Source organism: Paenibacillus sp. FSL F4-0125 (assembly GCF_038008565.1).
Taxonomy (GTDB): Bacteria; Bacillota; Bacilli; order Paenibacillales; family Paenibacillaceae; genus Paenibacillus_AQ.
Map to the genome: position 1 here is coordinate 5,639,715 of NZ_JBBOZJ010000001.1, position 19,394 is coordinate 5,659,108.

At 45.4% G+C, this 19,394-nt stretch carries 15 protein-coding genes; 3 read left to right on the forward strand and 12 right to left on the reverse strand.

Translation table 11 applies throughout. The features are described from left to right. The first annotated feature begins 13 nt into the window (after positions 1–13). Positions 14–1,963, forward strand: a complete 1,950-nt coding sequence (locus NST74_RS25030; RefSeq protein WP_341115034.1) for a glycosyltransferase — start codon at positions 14–16, stop codon at positions 1,961–1,963. A gap of 20 nt (positions 1,964–1,983) precedes the next feature. Here the strand turns inward: NST74_RS25030 and NST74_RS25035 are convergent, their stop codons facing one another. From NST74_RS25035 to NST74_RS25070, 8 genes are all read right to left on the reverse strand, one after another. Further along, the gene (locus tag NST74_RS25035) at positions 1,984–2,718 is read right to left on the reverse strand and encodes a glycosyltransferase (RefSeq protein WP_341115035.1); all 735 of its coding nucleotides are present in this window, start codon (positions 2,716–2,718) and stop codon (positions 1,984–1,986) included. After that, on the reverse strand, positions 2,715–3,917 hold the full coding sequence (locus tag NST74_RS25040; protein WP_341115036.1) for a hypothetical protein: 1,203 nt from the start codon (positions 3,915–3,917) through the stop codon (positions 2,715–2,717). The genes NST74_RS25035 and NST74_RS25040 overlap by 4 nt, the downstream gene beginning before the upstream one ends. Next, complete coding sequence (locus NST74_RS25045) at positions 3,914–5,371, reverse strand: hypothetical protein (protein ID WP_341115037.1); 1,458 nt, start codon at positions 5,369–5,371, stop codon at positions 3,914–3,916. The genes NST74_RS25040 and NST74_RS25045 overlap by 4 nt, the downstream gene beginning before the upstream one ends. Before the next feature lie 66 nt (positions 5,372–5,437). Continuing rightward, the gene (gene yunB / locus NST74_RS25050) at positions 5,438–6,520 is read right to left on the reverse strand and encodes a sporulation protein YunB (protein ID WP_445668155.1); all 1,083 of its coding nucleotides are present in this window, start codon (positions 6,518–6,520) and stop codon (positions 5,438–5,440) included. A gap of 153 nt (positions 6,521–6,673) precedes the next feature. Continuing rightward, positions 6,674–7,285, reverse strand: a complete 612-nt coding sequence (locus tag NST74_RS25055; protein WP_076121214.1) for a TVP38/TMEM64 family protein — start codon at positions 7,283–7,285, stop codon at positions 6,674–6,676. A 255-nt stretch (positions 7,286–7,540) separates the two neighbouring features. Further along, positions 7,541–8,410 carry a glycine betaine ABC transporter substrate-binding protein gene (locus NST74_RS25060; protein WP_341115038.1) on the reverse strand — a complete coding sequence of 290 codons (870 nt, stop codon included), beginning with the start codon at positions 8,408–8,410 and terminating at the stop codon, positions 7,541–7,543. Between the two features lie 15 nt (positions 8,411–8,425). Further along, a complete protein-coding gene (locus NST74_RS25065; protein ID WP_042130943.1) occupies positions 8,426–9,259 on the reverse strand; it encodes an ABC transporter permease in 834 nt (277 codons plus the stop codon). Next, complete coding sequence (locus NST74_RS25070; RefSeq protein ID WP_042130944.1) at positions 9,259–10,455, reverse strand: quaternary amine ABC transporter ATP-binding protein; 1,197 nt, start codon at positions 10,453–10,455, stop codon at positions 9,259–9,261. Before NST74_RS25070 ends, NST74_RS25065 begins: the two co-directional genes overlap by 1 nt. A gap of 259 nt (positions 10,456–10,714) precedes the next feature. Between NST74_RS25070 and NST74_RS25075 the strand changes: the two genes are divergently transcribed. Then, positions 10,715–11,275, forward strand: a complete 561-nt coding sequence (locus tag NST74_RS25075; protein ID WP_042130945.1) for a GbsR/MarR family transcriptional regulator — start codon at positions 10,715–10,717, stop codon at positions 11,273–11,275. A gap of 60 nt (positions 11,276–11,335) precedes the next feature. Here NST74_RS25075 and NST74_RS25080 read toward each other — a convergent pair whose 3' ends face one another. Then, positions 11,336–16,225 carry a carbohydrate binding domain-containing protein gene (locus NST74_RS25080; protein WP_341115040.1) on the reverse strand — a complete coding sequence of 1,630 codons (4,890 nt, stop codon included), beginning with the start codon at positions 16,223–16,225 and terminating at the stop codon, positions 11,336–11,338. A 306-nt stretch (positions 16,226–16,531) separates the two neighbouring features. Between NST74_RS25080 and NST74_RS25085 the strand changes: the two genes are divergently transcribed. Next, complete coding sequence (locus tag NST74_RS25085; RefSeq protein ID WP_341115041.1) at positions 16,532–17,548, forward strand: LacI family DNA-binding transcriptional regulator; 1,017 nt, start codon at positions 16,532–16,534, stop codon at positions 17,546–17,548. Between the two features lie 137 nt (positions 17,549–17,685). Here NST74_RS25085 and NST74_RS30045 read toward each other — a convergent pair whose 3' ends face one another. From NST74_RS30045 to NST74_RS25095, 3 genes are all read right to left on the reverse strand, one after another. Continuing rightward, positions 17,686–17,943, reverse strand: a complete 258-nt coding sequence (locus tag NST74_RS30045; RefSeq protein WP_445668213.1) for an S-layer homology domain-containing protein — start codon at positions 17,941–17,943, stop codon at positions 17,686–17,688. Beyond that, complete coding sequence (locus NST74_RS25090; RefSeq protein WP_341115043.1) at positions 17,880–18,119, reverse strand: S-layer homology domain-containing protein; 240 nt, start codon at positions 18,117–18,119, stop codon at positions 17,880–17,882. The genes NST74_RS30045 and NST74_RS25090 overlap by 64 nt, the downstream gene beginning before the upstream one ends. Before the next feature lie 183 nt (positions 18,120–18,302). Further along, positions 18,303–19,313 (reverse strand): ketoacyl-ACP synthase III, encoded by a 1,011-nt coding sequence (locus NST74_RS25095; protein ID WP_341115044.1) that lies wholly within the window; start codon positions 19,311–19,313, stop codon positions 18,303–18,305. Between the last annotated feature and the right edge of the window lie 81 nt (positions 19,314–19,394).

Sequence of the window (19,394 nt, forward strand, 5' to 3'; positions counted from 1 at the left end):
AGGGACGTTTCCTATGACCACACCCGATATCACACTTTGTATGATCATTAAGAATGAGGCGAACCATCTGGAGAAATGCCTGTCCTCTGTGCAAGGGATCGTGTCCGAAATTATCATCGTGGATACCGGGTCTGAGGATAACAGCAAAGACATCGCGCTTAAGTTTGGTGCAAAGCTTATCGATATGCCTTGGGAGAATGACTTTTCGAAAGCACGAAATCTAAGTCTGAAGCATGCAACTTCCTCCTGGATTCTGGTACTTGATGCAGATGAGGCTGTAGGTCATTGGAACAAAGAGCAGCTCCAGTACCTGCTGGACGCAGCGCATATTCACGGTTATTGGCTGCCCATTATCCACTATATCGGTGATGCCCCTGAAGCGGATTTTGTTACCGATCATGTCTGTCGCTTGTTCAGAAACGATAAAAGAATCATTTTTCGTGGAATCATTCACGAGGAAACGGCCAGCAGCATTTGGGAGCTTTCTGAGGGGGAGATTGCTTTTGCTGAATTGCATATTTATCACTATGGTTATTTAGAGGATGAATTACAGCGCAAAAAAAAATACCAGCGTAATTTAGCTCTCATCAACAGTGGTCTGCAGCTTCAACCGAACCATCTAATCCTTCGTTATGCACTAGGGGCAGAGTATTATCAACAGGAACAATATCATGCAGCGGCAGATGTACTTCTCCCATTGCTTGCTGATGTTCCGACCCAATCCGGGTATGCCTCCGATATTTATCTAAAGACTGCCTATGCGTTACAACGATGTAACAGGCAGCAGGAATCTGAAGAGATCTTTCATTCGGGGAGCTTATTGTTTCCCGACTTCACTGATTTATTAGAAGGCTATGCCGCTTTGTTACTCGAACAAAATCAGCTCGGCAAAGCTAGACACTTCCTGCAGCAAGCGCTGAAGAGCGGAGATACAGCACATCCATATCCTTCTTCTTCGGGAAGCGGAACATATCGAACAGAACTACTGGCAGGCAGAGTGTGCGAGAAGTTATTTCTATATTTAAATGCGCGGAAACACTACGAGGCCGCTATACAATTCAAACCAAATTATACGGATGCGTGGAAACAGCTTGTCCCGCTAAGTCTGCTCTCTGGAGAGCGGTTAAGTTTGATCGCATTGACCCGCTGTCATATTCATGCCCTATCACCGATTACCTTAGGTTACCTTGTGCCCGCAGCGCTCAATGCTCGTGACTTTGAGTGGTTGAACACGCTCTCTATTGCTTCACAGCTGCCGCTTGCCGTTCAAACCATTGTGCAAACTTACCTTGTATGTACACAACAGCAAGACGGCTATCACACACTCGCACCGCTGGAACAGCTGCTTCACGATCCATCTGACTTATCCGAACGTTCATCTATACTCGGTTATCTCTGGGCCTTGTCTTGCCGTGCTGGAGATACTGAATCAGCCATGCGGTGGCTTATCTCCATATTGCCATACAGGCCGGAGATGTTATCGATTCATCATATTTTAACAGGTCTTTCTGGCATTAAGCCTTCTCTTCCCGAACTGAGCTATGCTATACAATTGCTGCTTCAGGTCGGTGCTTGGGATAGTGTATTAACGCTTTATCGACAATCAGGCAGTTCTTCCTTTCAATGGTGCAAGCTGCCGCAGCCCCTATACTATGGATTGCTTGAAGCTCCTATCCCCGTAAAGAAACAGTGGTGCTCCATCTACGTTAGTCAAAACCCTAAATATAATACCTCGACGGACTGCGCCGAATGGCTATTATATATGGCAATAGCTTGCTCCTGTGGGGAAACGCCAAAGATCGCCCTAGCAGATGAAATGGCTTTGCACAGGATCGGGGGAACTACCGCTGCAGTAGGTCTCTCCTACTACAAGCTCATACTCGCGGCAAAAGCTTATCCCCATGGAATAACTACAGGTCAAATCCCATGGGGGCTGCTTGTCAGATCTGCCAGTCAGATTTAATCAACTGGCAGATTCGGATTTCAGAGCTCTTCCTTCCATTCGACCAAATGGGGCTGCTCGTCTAAAATGGACTGGTATTGCTCCAGACTCCCCCAACGACCTTCTGGATCAAGCCCCAGATAACGCGAATATTTACGATGAAGCTCTTCCGGCGAAACTGCCCACCCATAATGCTTCACACGCAATTCGGCAAGAAAGCCCGGCAATACAGAGTAGGAAAGCGGGAGCCTAGGCACATGATGATCCATTTTCGGGAAAAAATAATGAAAATTCGGCAAATATCGGACAAGTGTACGAGTATGCTTGGTGTGGATATTCCAATGTTCATCTTCACGATAATGGGTGGTGCCCCCCCAGAAATCAAATAGCCGGAAAGATACCCAGTCATACACATCCTGATCAATCAGCCTTCTCATCTCCCGTTTGGCTGCCTCTTCATAGAATTCATCAGCGTCCACAGACAGTAGCCAATCCGGATTCGTAGATACTGCCAAGTTCCATAACGTCTGCCTTAGCTGCCACTCACGATTAAACAAGGAGGTCTCCAGTGTCACAAGCTTCGTAACCTTGGCAAAAGAACGACAAAGCTGTGCTGTATTATCTGTACTTCCATCATCTACAATCACAATATCATCCACGAACTCGCTTAGTTCTTCAAGCACCTGCTCCAGATATCTGCCTGCTTCATTTCGAACCTGCATCATAGCCGTCAAGCGGTTACCTGCTGTTTTGCGGAGAGGCCATCTATGACTCATCCCTCCACTCTCCTTTTCAATCGTCTTATAGCCTCTTCTAGATCCGCCATCTCTGATAACAGCGGCCATGCCTGATTGTCTTGCCCTGCCGCATTCAAGAAGCTACGTATAGCCTCATGTCTTCTGCCATGTAGAAAGTGTATTGTGCCTTCTATAACCCCATCAACACTTCCCTCTAATTCTTGCTGAAGCTCTAGTGCTTTTTCCCATTGGAAGGTCCGAATATAATTCCGAATCAATAACAGCTTCGCCTCTGAGGTAGGAAGCGAGCTTAAAATCCGTATTGCCGCAGCCTCATCCTCATTTAAGCGGAACAGCTCTGCTCGAACAAGTTCGTACTGCCCAGAGTGAAGCCAACCCAACAGCCTTTCCGCCTCCAGCTTCTCCTCAGCAGTAAACGCAGTAATCGTGTACTGTTGAACAGCTGTTTCCAAATCCCCCGTCTTACCCTCTATAGCCGAAAAAAAACGGAAATGCGAATGAAGACAATCTAAATATTCATATAACACCATGAGCTCAAAGGACTGCACCAGATAACGGTTAGCTGCGGCATCCCCCAACAAGTAGAGATAGGATGCTGCCAAGTAATGTACAACAGGTTGACTGGGTAACTTAGCGCACATGGAAATGTAATAGTCCGCGCGCAACTCAAGCTGCATAGTAATCCAATCAGCAGATGACATAGATGAATCCTGCCACAAGTTCACTATGGCCTTCCTCCACAGCACCTCATAATCCGTGAGAAAATACAGCCGATCTCCCTGAAAGGTAACTCCGTAGGATTCCTGTTGATCCCCGCCGAGATAGATTACACCTTCCCTGCGTAGGCTCTGCTCTAGATATATTCGCTCGGATCGGGTGGCTGCAAGGTCGGCCTTTGCGCCTAGTAAACCGCTGTATTTATCCCATAACCACTTATTTTCTTCTTCCGGACAACGTTCTAGCAGGGCCACTACATAGGCTGCCTGCAAGGAGAGAACCTCTGAAAGCCAATAAGGAGAAGAGACAAGAATCGTGTATTGCTTCATGTTCAGAGAATAAATATTTATAGCTGCAACTGCTCGGATCTGACTGTTAGTCTGCTGTTCAAGATCCATCCGTCCAACAAAGCAGACCTCTTCCCGGTCGGGAAGAAGCTCTAGCAATCTTTTATATTCGTAGTCCTCCCAAGAACCTCCGCTTAGAATTAGATATTTCATGGGTGTGCCTCCTTGGAATCGGACAAATCTCCAATATAGCCTATTACCAGAGAGGCATTAGGGTGAAGCAGCAATTGACGGGAAGTAAACTTCCTATTGCTAATCATCCCAGGCACAATCCCTCCTTTGTAAGCAACACGTTCAAGTGGTAGAGTGAGCGCCGAATCTCCCCCTGCAAGCAAATGAACCCCAGCTTCCTCCATTTCAGCCGATAAACTTACGATCAGATCAGCGGAGCCTTGGGTTATGGCCTTCACCACCCGCTCAATATAACGTTTCTCATAATGGATAGAAGTGGACAAATACAGAATGATCTCACTCTCATATAATGCAGATGCGTTCTTTAATGCCCGTAGCCATGCGTCCTCACCGCGAACTGTAATCACTACATCAAGTTCACTAGCCGGAAACACAGGAGCAGCATCCAACAAAGTGTCTCTGATCCAAATCCAGCGAATATGCTTGTAGCTCTGCTGTTCCCTTGCAGCTATCCATTGCTCCTTCAGCTCATCACAATCCCAAGCTTCATCACCATACACTATGGCCGTTACCAAAGGAGAACCTAAGGGTAGCCTGCCCAATGGTATAACCGGCTGAGGAAATTTTAAGGATTCAGCAGGCGGTACTAAATGTCCTTCGTTCTCTCTCCCGCTTTCAAGTGCCCATTTCTTGTAGTATGTCTGCCAGCCATCCGTCTGTTTAGATTCGTCCTTATTTCTCAGGTATCTATCCAGTGACTGAATAGCATGAACATACACAGCTTCACTCAGTGCCAGTTTCGCTCCAATCTGCCGCGCTCTAAGACACCAGTCAGCTATCATGAGATGCCGCGCTTGAAGCAAAGTGTCAAAGCCGCCAATTCGCTGAATCAATTCCTTAGTGAATAGAAGACAAGATCCGGTTAGCACTTCCACCTCGCGCCATTCGCCTTGATACCGCCCAAGGCTGTAGCTTACATGCTCAGCTAATTCATGATGAGTACCAAAGTGAAGCCGTTTCTTCCCTTCCCCCCTCTCGGTAGAAGAACGCGGGGCAATGACTCTAACAGAAGCATCATCAAAGTGAGTCCACATTAACTCGCTTAACCAGCCCGGAGATACCATCATCGAATCTTCAACCAGAACAGCAAAATCGGTCTCGATATGGGCCAGAGCTAGGTTAGGCATATACTCTTCCTTCTCATAGGGTAGGAAGATCACTGGCTCCTCCGGTGAGAACTGTCCTGCTAATACCTCCATGGGGAAATCGGGGGTCATTGAAACAGCAATAATACGCACATCGGCTCCTGAGTGAAGCAGCAGCAAGGGTAAACAGACCGTGGCACATTCCATACGGCTAAGCTCAACTACAATAGAAATCCCGTCATGACTAGGCAAGGGGAGAAGTCCGGCACGTTCAAGGAAACCATATCTCCCCGCTAAGCGTTCTACATTCAGCGATTCATGTGGCATCACGACTCACACTCCATTTATTTAAAGCTGCTCTACCTATAGTCTATGAGCCGTGAAGCACGATATCCCTTAATTTCCTGCATTTACACCTTTGTCGCCTTCTTCTGTATGAGTTCCACCCGTATTCGAGGAATTGGATGAGGCTGGCGATGGATTGCTATTCTCTTTACTATTCCCAGTGGCATCCGTGCTCTGATCTGATACTCCATTTTTATCTCCGCTTACAGAGGGTGCGGGAATAGCAATTCCCGGGGCACTGCTGCCATTAGCTCCGACTGGCTGACCCTGATTATCGTAGTAATACATTGGCACGTCTCCGACGACCATCAGATAAGACACAGGAATTTCCGTATCCACCACTTGGGGTTCCATATCAAAAGGAATAACCACCGCGACCTCCGTAACAATATGGATATAGACCTCGACTAAAATCATATTGATTCCGGCATTTTGCTGGCGAGTGCTGAGTTCAACCTTCACAGCACCTTGCGGTTCAATCTTGATCGGGATATCAGGTCCATAAGAGGCGATGAGAGGACTACCTAGTGCCTGACCGAGCGGAATATATTCTGTCTGATTATGCAAATCCTGCAACGTGGTCTGGATTACCTCTGCCGCTTGCGAAGTAATCCGCATATGCTCCGCATAGTTCAGCATAAAGCCTGATATTTTCCCGTTCTTATCGGTCTTCCAATCAATCAGTTCCTCCGCATTCCCTCCGTTCGCAACTTGTGAAGTAATCGCTTTATTTATCGACTCTGTTGCGATTTGCTTCACACGAATTTGCGCTAAATGCAAGATAGGTGGCTTCATGTGCAGTTCCACGTATCGCAGTGCTTGTAGCACAAGCACAATCAATACCAAGGATGCAATCAACCAAAATTTGCGCCGGCTTCTTGGCTTACGCGTGTTTCCACCAGAAACGGTCATCTTTCTCTCTGACCTACTGGACGATCTCATATGACTTCTACTTCGTTTAGCTTCAAAGCGTGCACTCTGTGGTCTTGCCGCTGCCCTACTAGGTTTTGACTTGAACGCGGAGCTTCTTCCAGAGAACCTCGGTGCCCCGCCCCCATTTATTTTTGGCAGCCGAAGCTGACCTAGATCAGGTAATCTTAGCCCTCGGTTCCCCCATTTTCTTAATCTCCCCATTGCGATAGTCCCTCCCACCTTACGTAGAGGTCAAGCCACCTCCACTTAGTTTAAGGTATTCGGAAAGAAGACAAAAAAGAAGAACGTTCCCTCCGGCGGACAATGCCAAAGAAACGTTCTTCATTCATTTGAAGATAAATTGAACATATAAAATTAGTGCATTCTACTCCGCTTATCTTCCTGCAGATGATCCCAGTGCCGTCGTACAAAGATACCGATTAGAACAGCGATAAACACGGCATACCAAGTAAGATAACCGTTCCATTCTTCCCTAGGGACAATTAAGCTTGATCCAATCGTACCGAATAGCCAAATGTAAGACAGATTTCCAAGCACTGTTCCCCAAATAAAAGATGATGCTTTAATCGGTGAAACAGCCGACATAAAATTGATCACATTGTTCGGAATAATGGGAATCGTACGTAGAAGCACCAAAGTCCAGATTCCATAACGATCCAAGTACCGTTGCCATTTGTCATAACGTTTCAGCTTAGATCTCCATTTTCGATCAAACCAATTGTACAGGTAACGCCGAATAAGGAAGTACATCAGTATGCCACCCAGGTTACAAGCCAGCCAACTGATTAGCATGCCCCCAACAACGTTAAAGACAGACACATGGAGGACAATCAAAATTACGAATGGAAAGAATCCTAATATACTCTGCAAAAGCGCCAACGGAATCGTCACAAATAAAATAGAGGGTCCACTAAGGCCAAGTGTTTGCAACAGCCAATCTATCCAGGTATTTATGGTCTCTGTCATGAAGCAGTCTCCTCTCTTGACTCCTTGCAGCAGCTGCCTCCTGATTTACTTCGCTAAAGCATAAGTGTAAGCATTAAAATATAAGAAAAATATATATATTACTTTCCTTATATTCTCAAGAAAAACACCCCTTCCGGGGTGTTTTATTGAATGAGTGTGCTTATAAAGTGCATTTGTAAAGAACAGTGGTTAGCGTACAAGTTACACTTTTGTAATCCATTGATTCTTCACATCATACCACAGAATTCTATCTACTTACAATTCCACACCTTGAATCCATGCATTCACTTTATCTGGGTTGTTCTCCACCCAAGTCTTAGCAGCTTCCTCTGGTGACTTTCCGCCTTGAACCTCAACCATTACTTTTGCCATATCTTCAGCAGTCCACTCGAATTGATCCAAGAACTTATAGACATTCGGCATGTCATCTTTCAAACCTTGGCGAACCATCGTATGAATTTGCTCGTCCGCACCATATACGCCTTTTGGATCTTCCAGATATTTCAGATCCATATTGGCGAACATCCAGTGTGGTGTCCAACCCGTTACAACAATAGGCTCGTTATTGTCATAGGCTTTTTGTAGCTCCTGAGCCATCGCTGCAGATGAACTTTCTAGGAGCGTGTAATCACTAAGACCATATTCCGCTATGGCCTTTTCAGTTGTCGTCATAATACCCGCACCCGGCTCAATCCCAATAATTCGATTGTTCAGTTTACCTGCCAGCTCACTGTTCTTCAAGTCTTCAATAGAATTGATATCCATGTACGCCGGAACAGCCAAACCCACTTTAGTGCCGTTCAAATTAGCACCTAAATCTTCGATTTTCGAACCATACTTCTCTAAATATGCTGCATGTGTGCTTGGTAGCCAAGCAGCAACCATCGCATCCGCACTACCGTCAGCAACCCCTGCCCACATTGGACCAGCATCCACCTGCAACATTTCAACAGTAGCTCCAAGCTTAGTTTCAAGTACTTCTTTCACTACATAAGTACTTGCGATTTCTGAATCCCATGCCACATAAGCCAGTTTCACCTTCTCTTTACTAGTGGATGAACATCCAGCAATAACAGTGATCATCATGACCCCTAACAGGAATATACCTATATTTTTTTTCTTCATATTTATTCAAAACCCCTATCTCTGTTTTGGTTTTAGTGCGTTTTGCGTTAAGCGGTCGAGTAGAATAGCTATAATAACGATAGCAATCCCCGCCTCGAACCCATCTCCTGTCTTAGCCTGCGATACCGCACGGTATACATAAGCACCTACACCTTGCGCACCAATCATAGATGAGATGACAACCATCGAGAGTGACAACATAATCGTCTGATTGACACCCGCCATAATCGTTGGCAGCGCGATCGGCAGCTGCAATTTAACCAGTTTCTGAGTAGGTGTTGAACCGAAAGCATCAGCTGCTTCTACTAGCTCCTCTGAAACTTGACGAATACCAAGATTGGTCAATCGAATTGTCGGTGGGATCGCAAAGATGATCGATGCAATTACACCTGGAACTACGCCAAGCGAGAAAAAAGATACCGCTGGTAATAAATACACAAACGCCGGCATCGTCTGCATAAAGTCCAAAATTGGCGTAACTGTGTTTCTAACTGCATTCCGCTGCGCACATAAAATACCAATCGGTACGCCGATCAACACAGCCAATATCGAGGCGGTTAGAACAAGGGCTAAAGACTGCATCGAAGGTCCCCATAATCCGAGATTATCGATTAAGAGCAGTCCAATTACCGCAAATAAAGCCATGCGCCATTTCCCAATCCAATAAGACAACGCTGCAATAAGTACGATAAGCACTAATGCAGGCAGGAACGTGAGCGCACCTTCAATCGCAGAAACCATCCCGCCGATAATCGTAGCGATAAAATCGAACAATGGACCGCAATACGTCGTTAGCCAGTTTTCCAACCACTCGAGTGCCTTTCCTAAAGGCAGTTTTGGAATGTCCATTATGATCCTTCTCCTTCCGGTACCGCGTTACCCGCGAGTGCGGAAAGAACGGCTCCCTTAATCACAATGCCTTTTAATCTATCCGCTTCATCTACGACAGCTACAGGCAAATGTGTCTCAGATATTAGCTCAAAGAAATCATTAAGCAGCGTTTCTGGATGTACACGAGGAATCTCCCGCCGCGTAACCTCTAAGATGGACTTATTATCTTTTAGTGCCTGTGCCGCATCCTCAGCTGTAATAACTCCCAGGAGCTTATTTTCTTTGTCTACCACATACAGGCTGAATATGCCGCTGTCTCGCATCAATTGAAGTGCTACACGAGGTCCGCGCTCAGGTCTAACCGTTTCCGGTTGCCGCATCACATGCGCTGCAGTCAACACCTTGGACAAGTCCACATCTTCCACGAAACGCTCTACATATTTATTGGCAGGTTGGATGAGAATCTCTTCCGGTGTACCTATCTGAACGATAACTCCGTCCTTCATCAGTGCAATCCGATCACCAATCCGCAAAGCTTCGTCTAGATCATGAGTGATGAACACAATCGTCTTCTTCACTCTGGACTGCAATTCCAGCAGCTCCTGCTGCATGTCTTTTCGAATAAGCGGATCCAGTGCACTAAAGGCTTCATCCATGAGCAGGATATCAGGATCATTAGCCAGTCCTCTAGCTAGTCCCACACGCTGCTGCATTCCTCCGCTAAGTTGATCCGGGCGATGATTCTCCCAGCCCTTCAGACCAACTAAATGCAATGCCTCCATGGCCCGTTCAGTTCTCTTCTTTTTATCTACGCCCTGAACCTCAAGTCCGTATTCCGCATTCTCCAGTACCGTCCGATGTGGAAACAATGCGAACTTCTGAAACACCATGCCGATGTTCTTGCGCCGAAATTGACGCAGCTCCTCCGGGTTCATTTTAACGACGTCTTTTCCTTTAAAAAGAACTTGTCCCCCTGTAGGCTCAATCAAACGGTTCAACAAACGAACCAACGTTGACTTACCGCTGCCGGACAATCCCATAATGACGAATATTTCTCCCTCTTCAATGCTGAATTCGGCTTTGTTGACTCCGACCGTCAACTTCAATTCCTGAGCGATCTTTTCCTTCGACCACCCTTGCTCTAATAATGGAATCGCCCGTCCCGCATCATGACCGAATACTTTGGTTAGCTTTTTCACCTCTATAATAGCCATGCTGTCCTCCTTCTCCCGAAGATATATCCGGGTTTAGTTCACTTATAGTAGTGTACCGGACTATTGAAAATTCATGCAAACACCATATTCGGATAAAATTTAGTGTACAGTTTTAACTTTACGTACTTTACGTATAGCATACTCTGTTTTACACCATATTCCTTTCTTCATGATTTCTTTACTTATGGAGGGGGATTTGATTACAATACATTGTATAAGGTTGCAGCAGTCTATCGACCTATTCCTCAGGAGGGACATCATGAACGATTTAGAAGGGTTAACACCCGAACAAATAGAGAAGATTAGTAAGACACGTGAACGTGTGATAGACTCTATCGGTAAAAATATGGACCTATACGGCATAACTTTATCTATTGGGCATTTATACGGTTATATGTATTTTAATCAAGGTCCAGTGACACTAGATGAACTAAGCAAAACAATGGGAATGAGTAAGACGTCCATGAGTACGGGAGTCCGTACCCTCCTAGATCTGAAAATGATCGACAAAGTTTGGGGGAGAGGGACTCGCAAAGACCTGTTTACCACTGTGCCTGACTGGCATCAGAACTTCAGTGATTACTTCTCTATTAAATGGAGAAAAGCCGTTGAAGGAAATATGATCTCACTAGCGAAATCACTTGCAGAAATTAGCGATATGAAAAAAGAATATAGTGACGATAGTAAACTTATGCAGCTCTTAAATACAGATGAAGAGAAGATTACCGAATCCATTAATTACTACCGCTGGTTGCTAAAATTAATTGAATCCTTTGAGAATGGTAAGATCTTCGAATTTATCCCTAAAGAAGAATCTTAATTCCATGCAAAAAAACGACAGTGCTCCTGTAAAAAGGAAAACACTGCCGTTTTTTTTCGTTTAACCTTCGATTAAGCTTACATCATCCAAATAAATCGTGCTGCCCGCACTAATTTCACTATTCGTCTCCGTACTGTTCCCGTCAATAAGCCCAAGTAAAAATACCAGATGAGCCCCTGCGTCTGTCGCACCGTTCATGGTAAATGTATAGCTGAATTCTTTCATGTTCTGAGTCAGAGCTATAAGCTCCGCTTCCATATATTTAGTGTAATCCCCGCCTTTATGCTCCACAGCTACCTGAATATTGCGGTTTACACTAGAACGGGCCTTAAACTTCAAGGTGTACGTCTTTCCCTGAACAAGTTTCAGATTTTCGTAATCCACTTGTGCGCTATAGGCAGCTTGCCCTGTGCCTGTCAGGTCTATTGCAAATTCCCCTTCTTTTACAGCAGCAGATCCAGTTCCATCAAAATACTGGCTCCACCCTTTGGAATCCACATCAAAGTTTCCATTGTCCAGCTTGCCGCTTGGCGGCGTCACCGGCGGACCACCTTGTACCTCCCGTACCACTATATCGTCAAAAGAAATCGTGTGGGGCGTAGTGTTAGCCGCAGGATCAGCGCCCAGCGTTTTGCCGATCAGATAATTCAGCTGCAACGGATTGCTGTTCGATACCGTGAATTGTGCTGTATAAGTGGCCCAATCGGCAGTAATATCAAACTTAGCCTGAACGGAAGCTGCAGAAGTTTTGGAGTATTCTAGGATGATCTGCCGCGGAACCGTTGATTTCGCCTTAAAGCTCACCTCATACGTTTTTCCGCCTTCCAGTGGGATAGCCTCTTGGTAAAATTGTGTATGCCACGCCTCCCATCCTGCCGACGTAATCAAGATTTCTGCCACGCCATCCTTCACATCAAACGCAGAAACACCGCCTTCTCCAGACCATGTAGACCAACCCGTCTTCCCACTGCCGAACGAGCCATTTATGACTAGATTGTTATCGTTAGCTAAAATGATCTGCATGACAGTTGCAATTACATAACGTTCAGCCTCCACAGTTATGGTATAGCTTCCCTCGACTGGAAATGCTGCTGCATCGATCGTGATTTTACCTGGTTCAATAGTGTACTGCTCTGCATTAAGTTTTGTACTGTTAACCTTTACTGCCATAATTTGATTCCGCCAAGTTGCATTGTCTATAAAAGTAAGCTCAATCGGCTGCGAAACTCTGTTATTGCTGCTGTCGCTTAGTAATTCCTGCGGTTTTGCGGGAGCATTCTTGATCTCAAATTTAACATTATCAATGATAATATCATGGCTTTGCGGAATACTAATCCCATCAACCTTCCCAAGCAGGAATTTAAGGGACAATGTGTCCTTGCTGCCTTGACGGAATTCGAATGTGTAATGATTCGTCTCCGGTGTTACCTCTACAATATCGCTAAAGGAGGCCTGATACGTACCATTTTCTACGTTCACTCCGATTTTGCGTGATATGGTTGAACTGGCGTCAAATTCAACCACATATTCCATTCCACTAGCGGCTTTTAAGTTATTTTGAAACAGCATCACAGAATAAGCCTGACTGCCGGTATTCGTAATGCTAAATTTCGCTGCTCCATCTGCAACCGTGGCACTGCTCTGGCCGCCTTGCTCTGTCAATAGGCGATCCCAGGCACTAAATCCAAAGTTGAATTCACCATTCAGGAGTGGGTAGTATATTAGCGATGGATCAAAATAAAAGCTAGTGCGCATCATCTCGAAGTTATCTAGAATGACTATATCCTCAGCTCCGTTGAACCGTAATACGAATTGTCCTTCATGATCCGTTGCACCTGCAAGGTTGATAAAGGTAGCTTTAATTTTTTGCTCACCTTCGCTCAGGTTAACCGATTGCTCTGCCTGTATACTGCCGTCCTTTGCCAGAAATTGAATCGTTGCTGTGCGTGTAGAAGATACAGAAGCATTGAAGGTAACCTCATAATCCTGACCTTGAACGAGCTGAATTCCCTTCTGAAGCAGTCGAACTTCGCCACTCTCGCTACCGCCAATCTGCAGCTTTAACTGGCCAGCATCATTAACGCTTGATGCGACCGTTGCACCACCCGCTGCTTCTGTATGCCAATAGCTCATTCGATTTGGTTCGCCAATATCGAAAGTACCATTGTACAGATGATTACCGCTCCCGAGTGGTTCCTTCACACTATCATGTGGGAATTGGATATTCTCAATCTCTTCCAATCTGACATTACCAAACCATACCGGTGAAGTATTGGTACCTACATTGAACTCGACCCGTGCTGCAATATCAGAGTTCTCCTTCATCTGAAACATCGTCTCATAATGCGTCATCGCTGAAGTTAGATCTACCTTAAGCGATGGAGAATAAGCTGAGAATCCGCGAGATTCTCCGCCTGTTAACCGAACGTTCATACTGCGGGACATATCGGTTTTGGCATCGAAACTGAGCTTATAGAACCTGCCTTTAGCTATAGATACGATAGCCTGGGGTTGAATCGAATAAAAATTGCCTCCACCACTACTGATATCCACCTTCACATAATTGTTCTCCCCAATAGGAACGGTAGAAACCGTAGCTTCAGCCCCTTCTTCTTTATAAAGTGCCCAATGTGCGGTATTCGGAATCCCCATTCCGTCATCCCCCGGCACCTGCTCCGAATAATTGTTGTTATAAACTAGGTTTCCGTCTGTAAGTGCAAGCTTGGAGCCTCCCGGGTAGGCTTCCTTCTCCAGTGTAACTGGAATAGGCTCGCGGTACTCACGACCTGTCAGCTCGTAGACTCTAACGTAATCAATCTCCATCGATTTTGGAAATACAGTTTCACTAGTTGGATCACCATCAAAGTTACCGCCTACAGCCAGATTCATCAGCAAGTGGAACTTCTGATTAAAAGGTGCTGGATACACATTATTGGCAGGCTGCCCATTGCTGATGCTGTACCAGTCATTTTTGGTCGAATATAATTCACCATCTACATACCAACGAATTTCGCCCGGCTCCCACTCAATAGAGTACGTATGGAACTGCTCAATCGTAGCGTTGCCCGGAAATACATACTCTTTGCCGGAGTATACATTGTTCGGTGCCATACCACCGTAATGAATCGTCCCCGCTACCGTGTTCGGCCGACTGCCCCAGCCTTCCATAATATCCAGTTCACCGGAAGAAGCCCAAGTGCCATACACATCGTTCTCCGGCAGCATCCAAATCGCCGGCCAGTATCCTTTTCCGGTAGGTGCTTTTGCCCGAATCTCAAATTTACCATATTTCTTGCTGAACAGACCTTTCGTTTTAAGTCGCGAAGAAGTGTACTCCTTGCCACTTACTGCTTCTTTACGCGCGGTAATCACTAGATTACCATCCTGTACCTTTGCGTTCTTCTCATCACTTGTATACCATTGCTTCTCGTTGTTGCCCCAACCTGGATTGTTAAACTGTGAGCCGTCTCCAAGGTCATAGGTCCATTTCGTAGGATCAATGGTCCCTTCATTAAATTCATCTCCCCAAACCAGCGTCCATGGATCGTTGTTTGGTGTTGAACCTGCATTACCAGAACTGCTTGCAGTTGCTGCTGGCAGCGTTGTTTTACCAGTGCTTCCTTTTTTCACTGGCGAACCGCCAATCGTTACTCCATCGGCCTTGTTATCTATTGAGGTTACGCTTCCGCTGCCTTGAATCGCAGTGCCTCCAGCACTCGCAGTCAGGATTAACGCGGCCACCTGTGCATTGTTCTCCAGAGTCAATTGCGTTGAACTGCCCACCGTAAGACTGGCAACAGTTCCTGAGATTCTTAGCAAAGAACCGCTGACTGCTGAGTCTCCCGAGCGAACCGTTGCAAATCCCCCGCGAAGTACGATATTGTGAGGGACAGCGTTTATTACAATATCTCCATAGCCTGCCCCCGTAAGATCGCTGCTCTCTTCCAAGATAGCTCCGGATTGCAGCTGCACAGTACCCACAGTTGTTGACCCGCTGGCATAAATTCGCACCTTGCCATTAGGCTTGGCTACTTGGAGCGGTCCAAGAGAAGTATTGTGTAAACCAATACTCTGCTCGCCGCCACCTCGTACAAACGTAGCTCCTGTTACCTTTACACCTTCAAGCTTCGCATTCCCTTCGGCAATCCCCTCGGTTAAATACAGATTGCCTTGAATGACAGTATCTTTAAGAATCACATCGGCATGATTAATGACTACATTGCCCTTTACTGTTCCAAGCGAAGTCTCTCCAGATTTTAAGATGAGTCCCGAAACCATTCGATCAGCAAGCTGAGCAAGCTCTGCACGTGTAATTCCGCCCTCAGGCTTAAACAAACCTCCAGGATAACCTTTAATAAAGCCGGCACTAGATAGCGCTGCTATAGCTTTTGCAGTTTCATCACTCACTCCGTTCAGATCAGTGAATACCGCTGTACTGCTTTTGTCCGTATTGAAACGAAATACTTTCTCTAAGGATAGCGCGGCTTCAGCGCGCGAAAGCGCACGTGAAGGATAGATCTTGTTATTCTGATCACTGCTTAAATATCCAGCAGCAATCCCTTTGGCAATATCACTTTTATACCAGTCTGTAGCCAAGACATCCGCTGGGAGCTTATCCGTTTGCTCTTGATAATTAAATATACGATTCATAATAACCGCGAATTCTGCCTTCGTGACTTCCTTGCCAGGTCGAAACGACCCATCATCATATCCACTTATAATCCCATTTTCGCTCCATCGCTGTAATGGACCTGCAGCCCAATGGCTTGGAGATACATCCGTAAACGCTTTCAACACATCGATTGCTGTACTTCCCACTTTCGTTGCCGCTGAATCAGGTGAGTTTGCCTTTAATGCCTCTGCCGCTGAAGCAGTCATGCTCCCAACCGGTGATAGCAGCCCGGTGACAAGGAGCATAGCAGCTACTGCTGCTGTGAAATTCCTCTTCATCCTAAACATCACTCCTCGAATTTCGTAATATTCGTAATTCAAGCGAAGAATCGAAATCGGTTTCGACAATGCTATTGTTGCTTAGATTTCCATATTTGTAAAGATATAATTTTGAATTTTTTTACATTATTCTTTCGGAATATATCTTAGTGTTAAAATATCCGTTTGACTTGTTTCGGCAATAAGAATAGACTTAAAATAACTGTTTTACTCTTCACTCCATTCAAAAAAACTCATAAATAACCGCTCTACTACAGTCTTTCCCCCATATTTCAACTATTAAGCGGAGGGTGGCTTATATTACATATGAATATCAAAATGATTGCCGAAATGGCAGGCGTTTCTGTCTCGACCGTTTCGAAAATTATGAATAATTACAGCGATGTTTCGGAAAAGACCAAACAAAGAGTCCTGGAGATCATCGAGCAAACAGGATATTCACCATCCAACTCCGCCAAAACGCTTGCAACCAAGAAATCGAATCTGATCGGTGTGATTTTCGCTGGTGAGCTTAATGTAGAATTTACGCATCCTTTTTTCGTAGAGGTATTAAATGCCTTCAAGAAACAAATGGGTGTACTAGGATACGACCTCATCTTCTTTTCGAACGAAAAATTTATTAGCAGCGGAGATTACTTCGCGCGTGCTGTTCATTTTAATGTGGATGGCTGTGTCATTATATCCGGACAGAAGATGGAACCAACGATCCACGATCTGGATATGAGCAGTATTCCTTGTATCGGGGTAGATCTCGAACTAAAAGGGAAGAAATCAGGCTTTGTTATGTCAGATAACTTCCAAATATCCTCTAAGGTCGTGGAGCATTTTTACCTTCTGGGTTATAGAGAGCTTGGTTTTATAGGAAGTGCCGCGGATTCAGAAATTTCCAATCTACGGGAAGCAGGATATACCAAAGCTATCGAAAGTTTCGGTCTCCCCTTGAACCGGCGTTGGTTTGTACATGGCGACGATTTCTTTGAGCCCAGCGGTTATGATGCTATGCAACAATTAATACAAAGTGGCAGTTTACCAAAGGCCATTTTTGCTGCCTCTGATTTGCTGGCTTTAGGAGCCATCCGTGCATTAAAAGAACATGACCTCCGTGTCCCTGAGGACATCGCCATCATCGGCTGTGATGACATCGAAGCCTGCAATTATACTACACCAAGACTGTCTACCATCCGTCAGAACAAACAACGACTTGGTATCCTCGCTGCCCATATGCTCTATGACTTGATTAACAATCAGTCAGGTGGCGGTTCATTTGTTGTGGAGCCAGTACTTGTTGTGCGCGAGTCCTGCGGAAGTCAATTGAAATCTTAGGATATAACACGAATAAATCCCCTCAAAGTTCACAGTACCTTTGACCTCGATAAGAAGTCTAAGGCATTGTCTAACTTGAGGGGATTTTTCATGCGGAAAGCCCTTGAGCTGTCATTAGTCGCATAGAATTTGCTTGCTTACGGCTTAATGCCCGTACGATATGCATAGGCTCTTACCAGCATAGTAGCCATTTCCTCGCGGGTAATCTGTTGATTCGGGTCAAAACGCTCAGGTACGCCTTGAATAATGCATACTTCAAAGGTTGCATTGAACGCCTCTTCATACCACGATCCAGCGATTACATCTTTGAATGAAGTCGGACGACTCGCAGTTAAGAAAAGCGCTCTGCTGAGGAGAGCTGCATATTCTGCTCTTGTGATGGAATGGAACCCGATGGGTTAAACATAGCTTCAGATTGTCCCTTTACGATTTGTTTAGCAGATAATTCTTGAATAGTCTTGTATGCCCAGTGAATCTCAGGTACATCACGATAGCTGCTTTGGAACGAAAGAACAACGCATTGGCTAAAATGATTCAAATCTACGATAAGACTGGTTTTGGACGGATTCATCGCCCCCCCCTAGATAAGTAAAGCTACCATTTTCCTCAATACGATAAATACCGGCTAACGCTGGATTGGTTCCATTCAGAATCGGTAATGTTATCTTCACGGGTACAGTTTACTCCCGGAAAAGCACCGGGAAACGGTCGCAGCGTTAACAAATCTCATCTTATTTATATTTACTTAAACAACTTACAATAAAGTCGGCTCCCCTACCCGATCATCCAGGTTTAGTTCTACCAGTTGGCCGGCCTGTGTCAGCCCCGCACCAAAGCCATACATCAAAATCTTTTGCCCGTTCTTTACTTTACCTTCACGTATACCCAAATCAAGAGCTAAGGGAATCGTTGCGGCAGAAGTATTGCCAAAATTCACAAGACTGTGCAGCACCTGCTCCATCGGATAGTTCAATCGTTCGCAAATCGGCTCAATCATTCGCATATTGGCGCTGTGCGGAATAAACCAATCAACTTGCTCCAGAGCTACTTCTGCTTTTTCAAGCAACTGCTGTACACCGAGAGGAACGGTTCTGACCGCCCAGCGAAATACCTCGCGTCCGTTCTGTACCAGCATCTGTGTATCTACCAGTTCAATATGGTTCACCGTATGGGCTAGACCCGTGCGATACACATGATGCGCACCACCGCCATCACTGGCTAGCTGAAAGCCCAAAAAACCCGTTGATTGCTTATCACTCTCCACAAGTACTACACCAGCCCCATCACCAAAAAGGATACATGTACTGCGATCAGTATAATCTGTAATCTTGGAGATTGTATCCGCACCAATCACTAGAACCTTACGGTGCATCCCTGAAGCAACATAGCTATGAGCCGTATGAAGTGCATATACAAAACCCGCACACGCTGCGCTCAAATCCATTGCTCCAGCAGTCTGCGGAATATTTAAGCGGTCTTGAATCAAAGAAGCTACTGAGGGGAAGGAAAAATCAGGTGTACTAGTAGCTACAAGGACCATATCCACATCCTCAACGTTTTTTCCATAACGTTTCATTAAATCCTGTACTGCCGATACACATAAATCGCTTGTGTATTCATCCTGCCGACTAATTCTGCGTTCACGGATTCCAGTCCGTCCCACAATCCACTCATTATTAGTATCCACCATCTGCTCAAGATCAGCATTCGTCAGTCTTTTTGCCGGGACATAAGTTCCGATAGCTGTAATTTTTGCACCTGTCATTCCAATCACCTCTTCATTTAGTATCTGATATTAGTACTTGGTACTAATTATAACTCTACACCTGCTCTAAAGTAAAGAAAG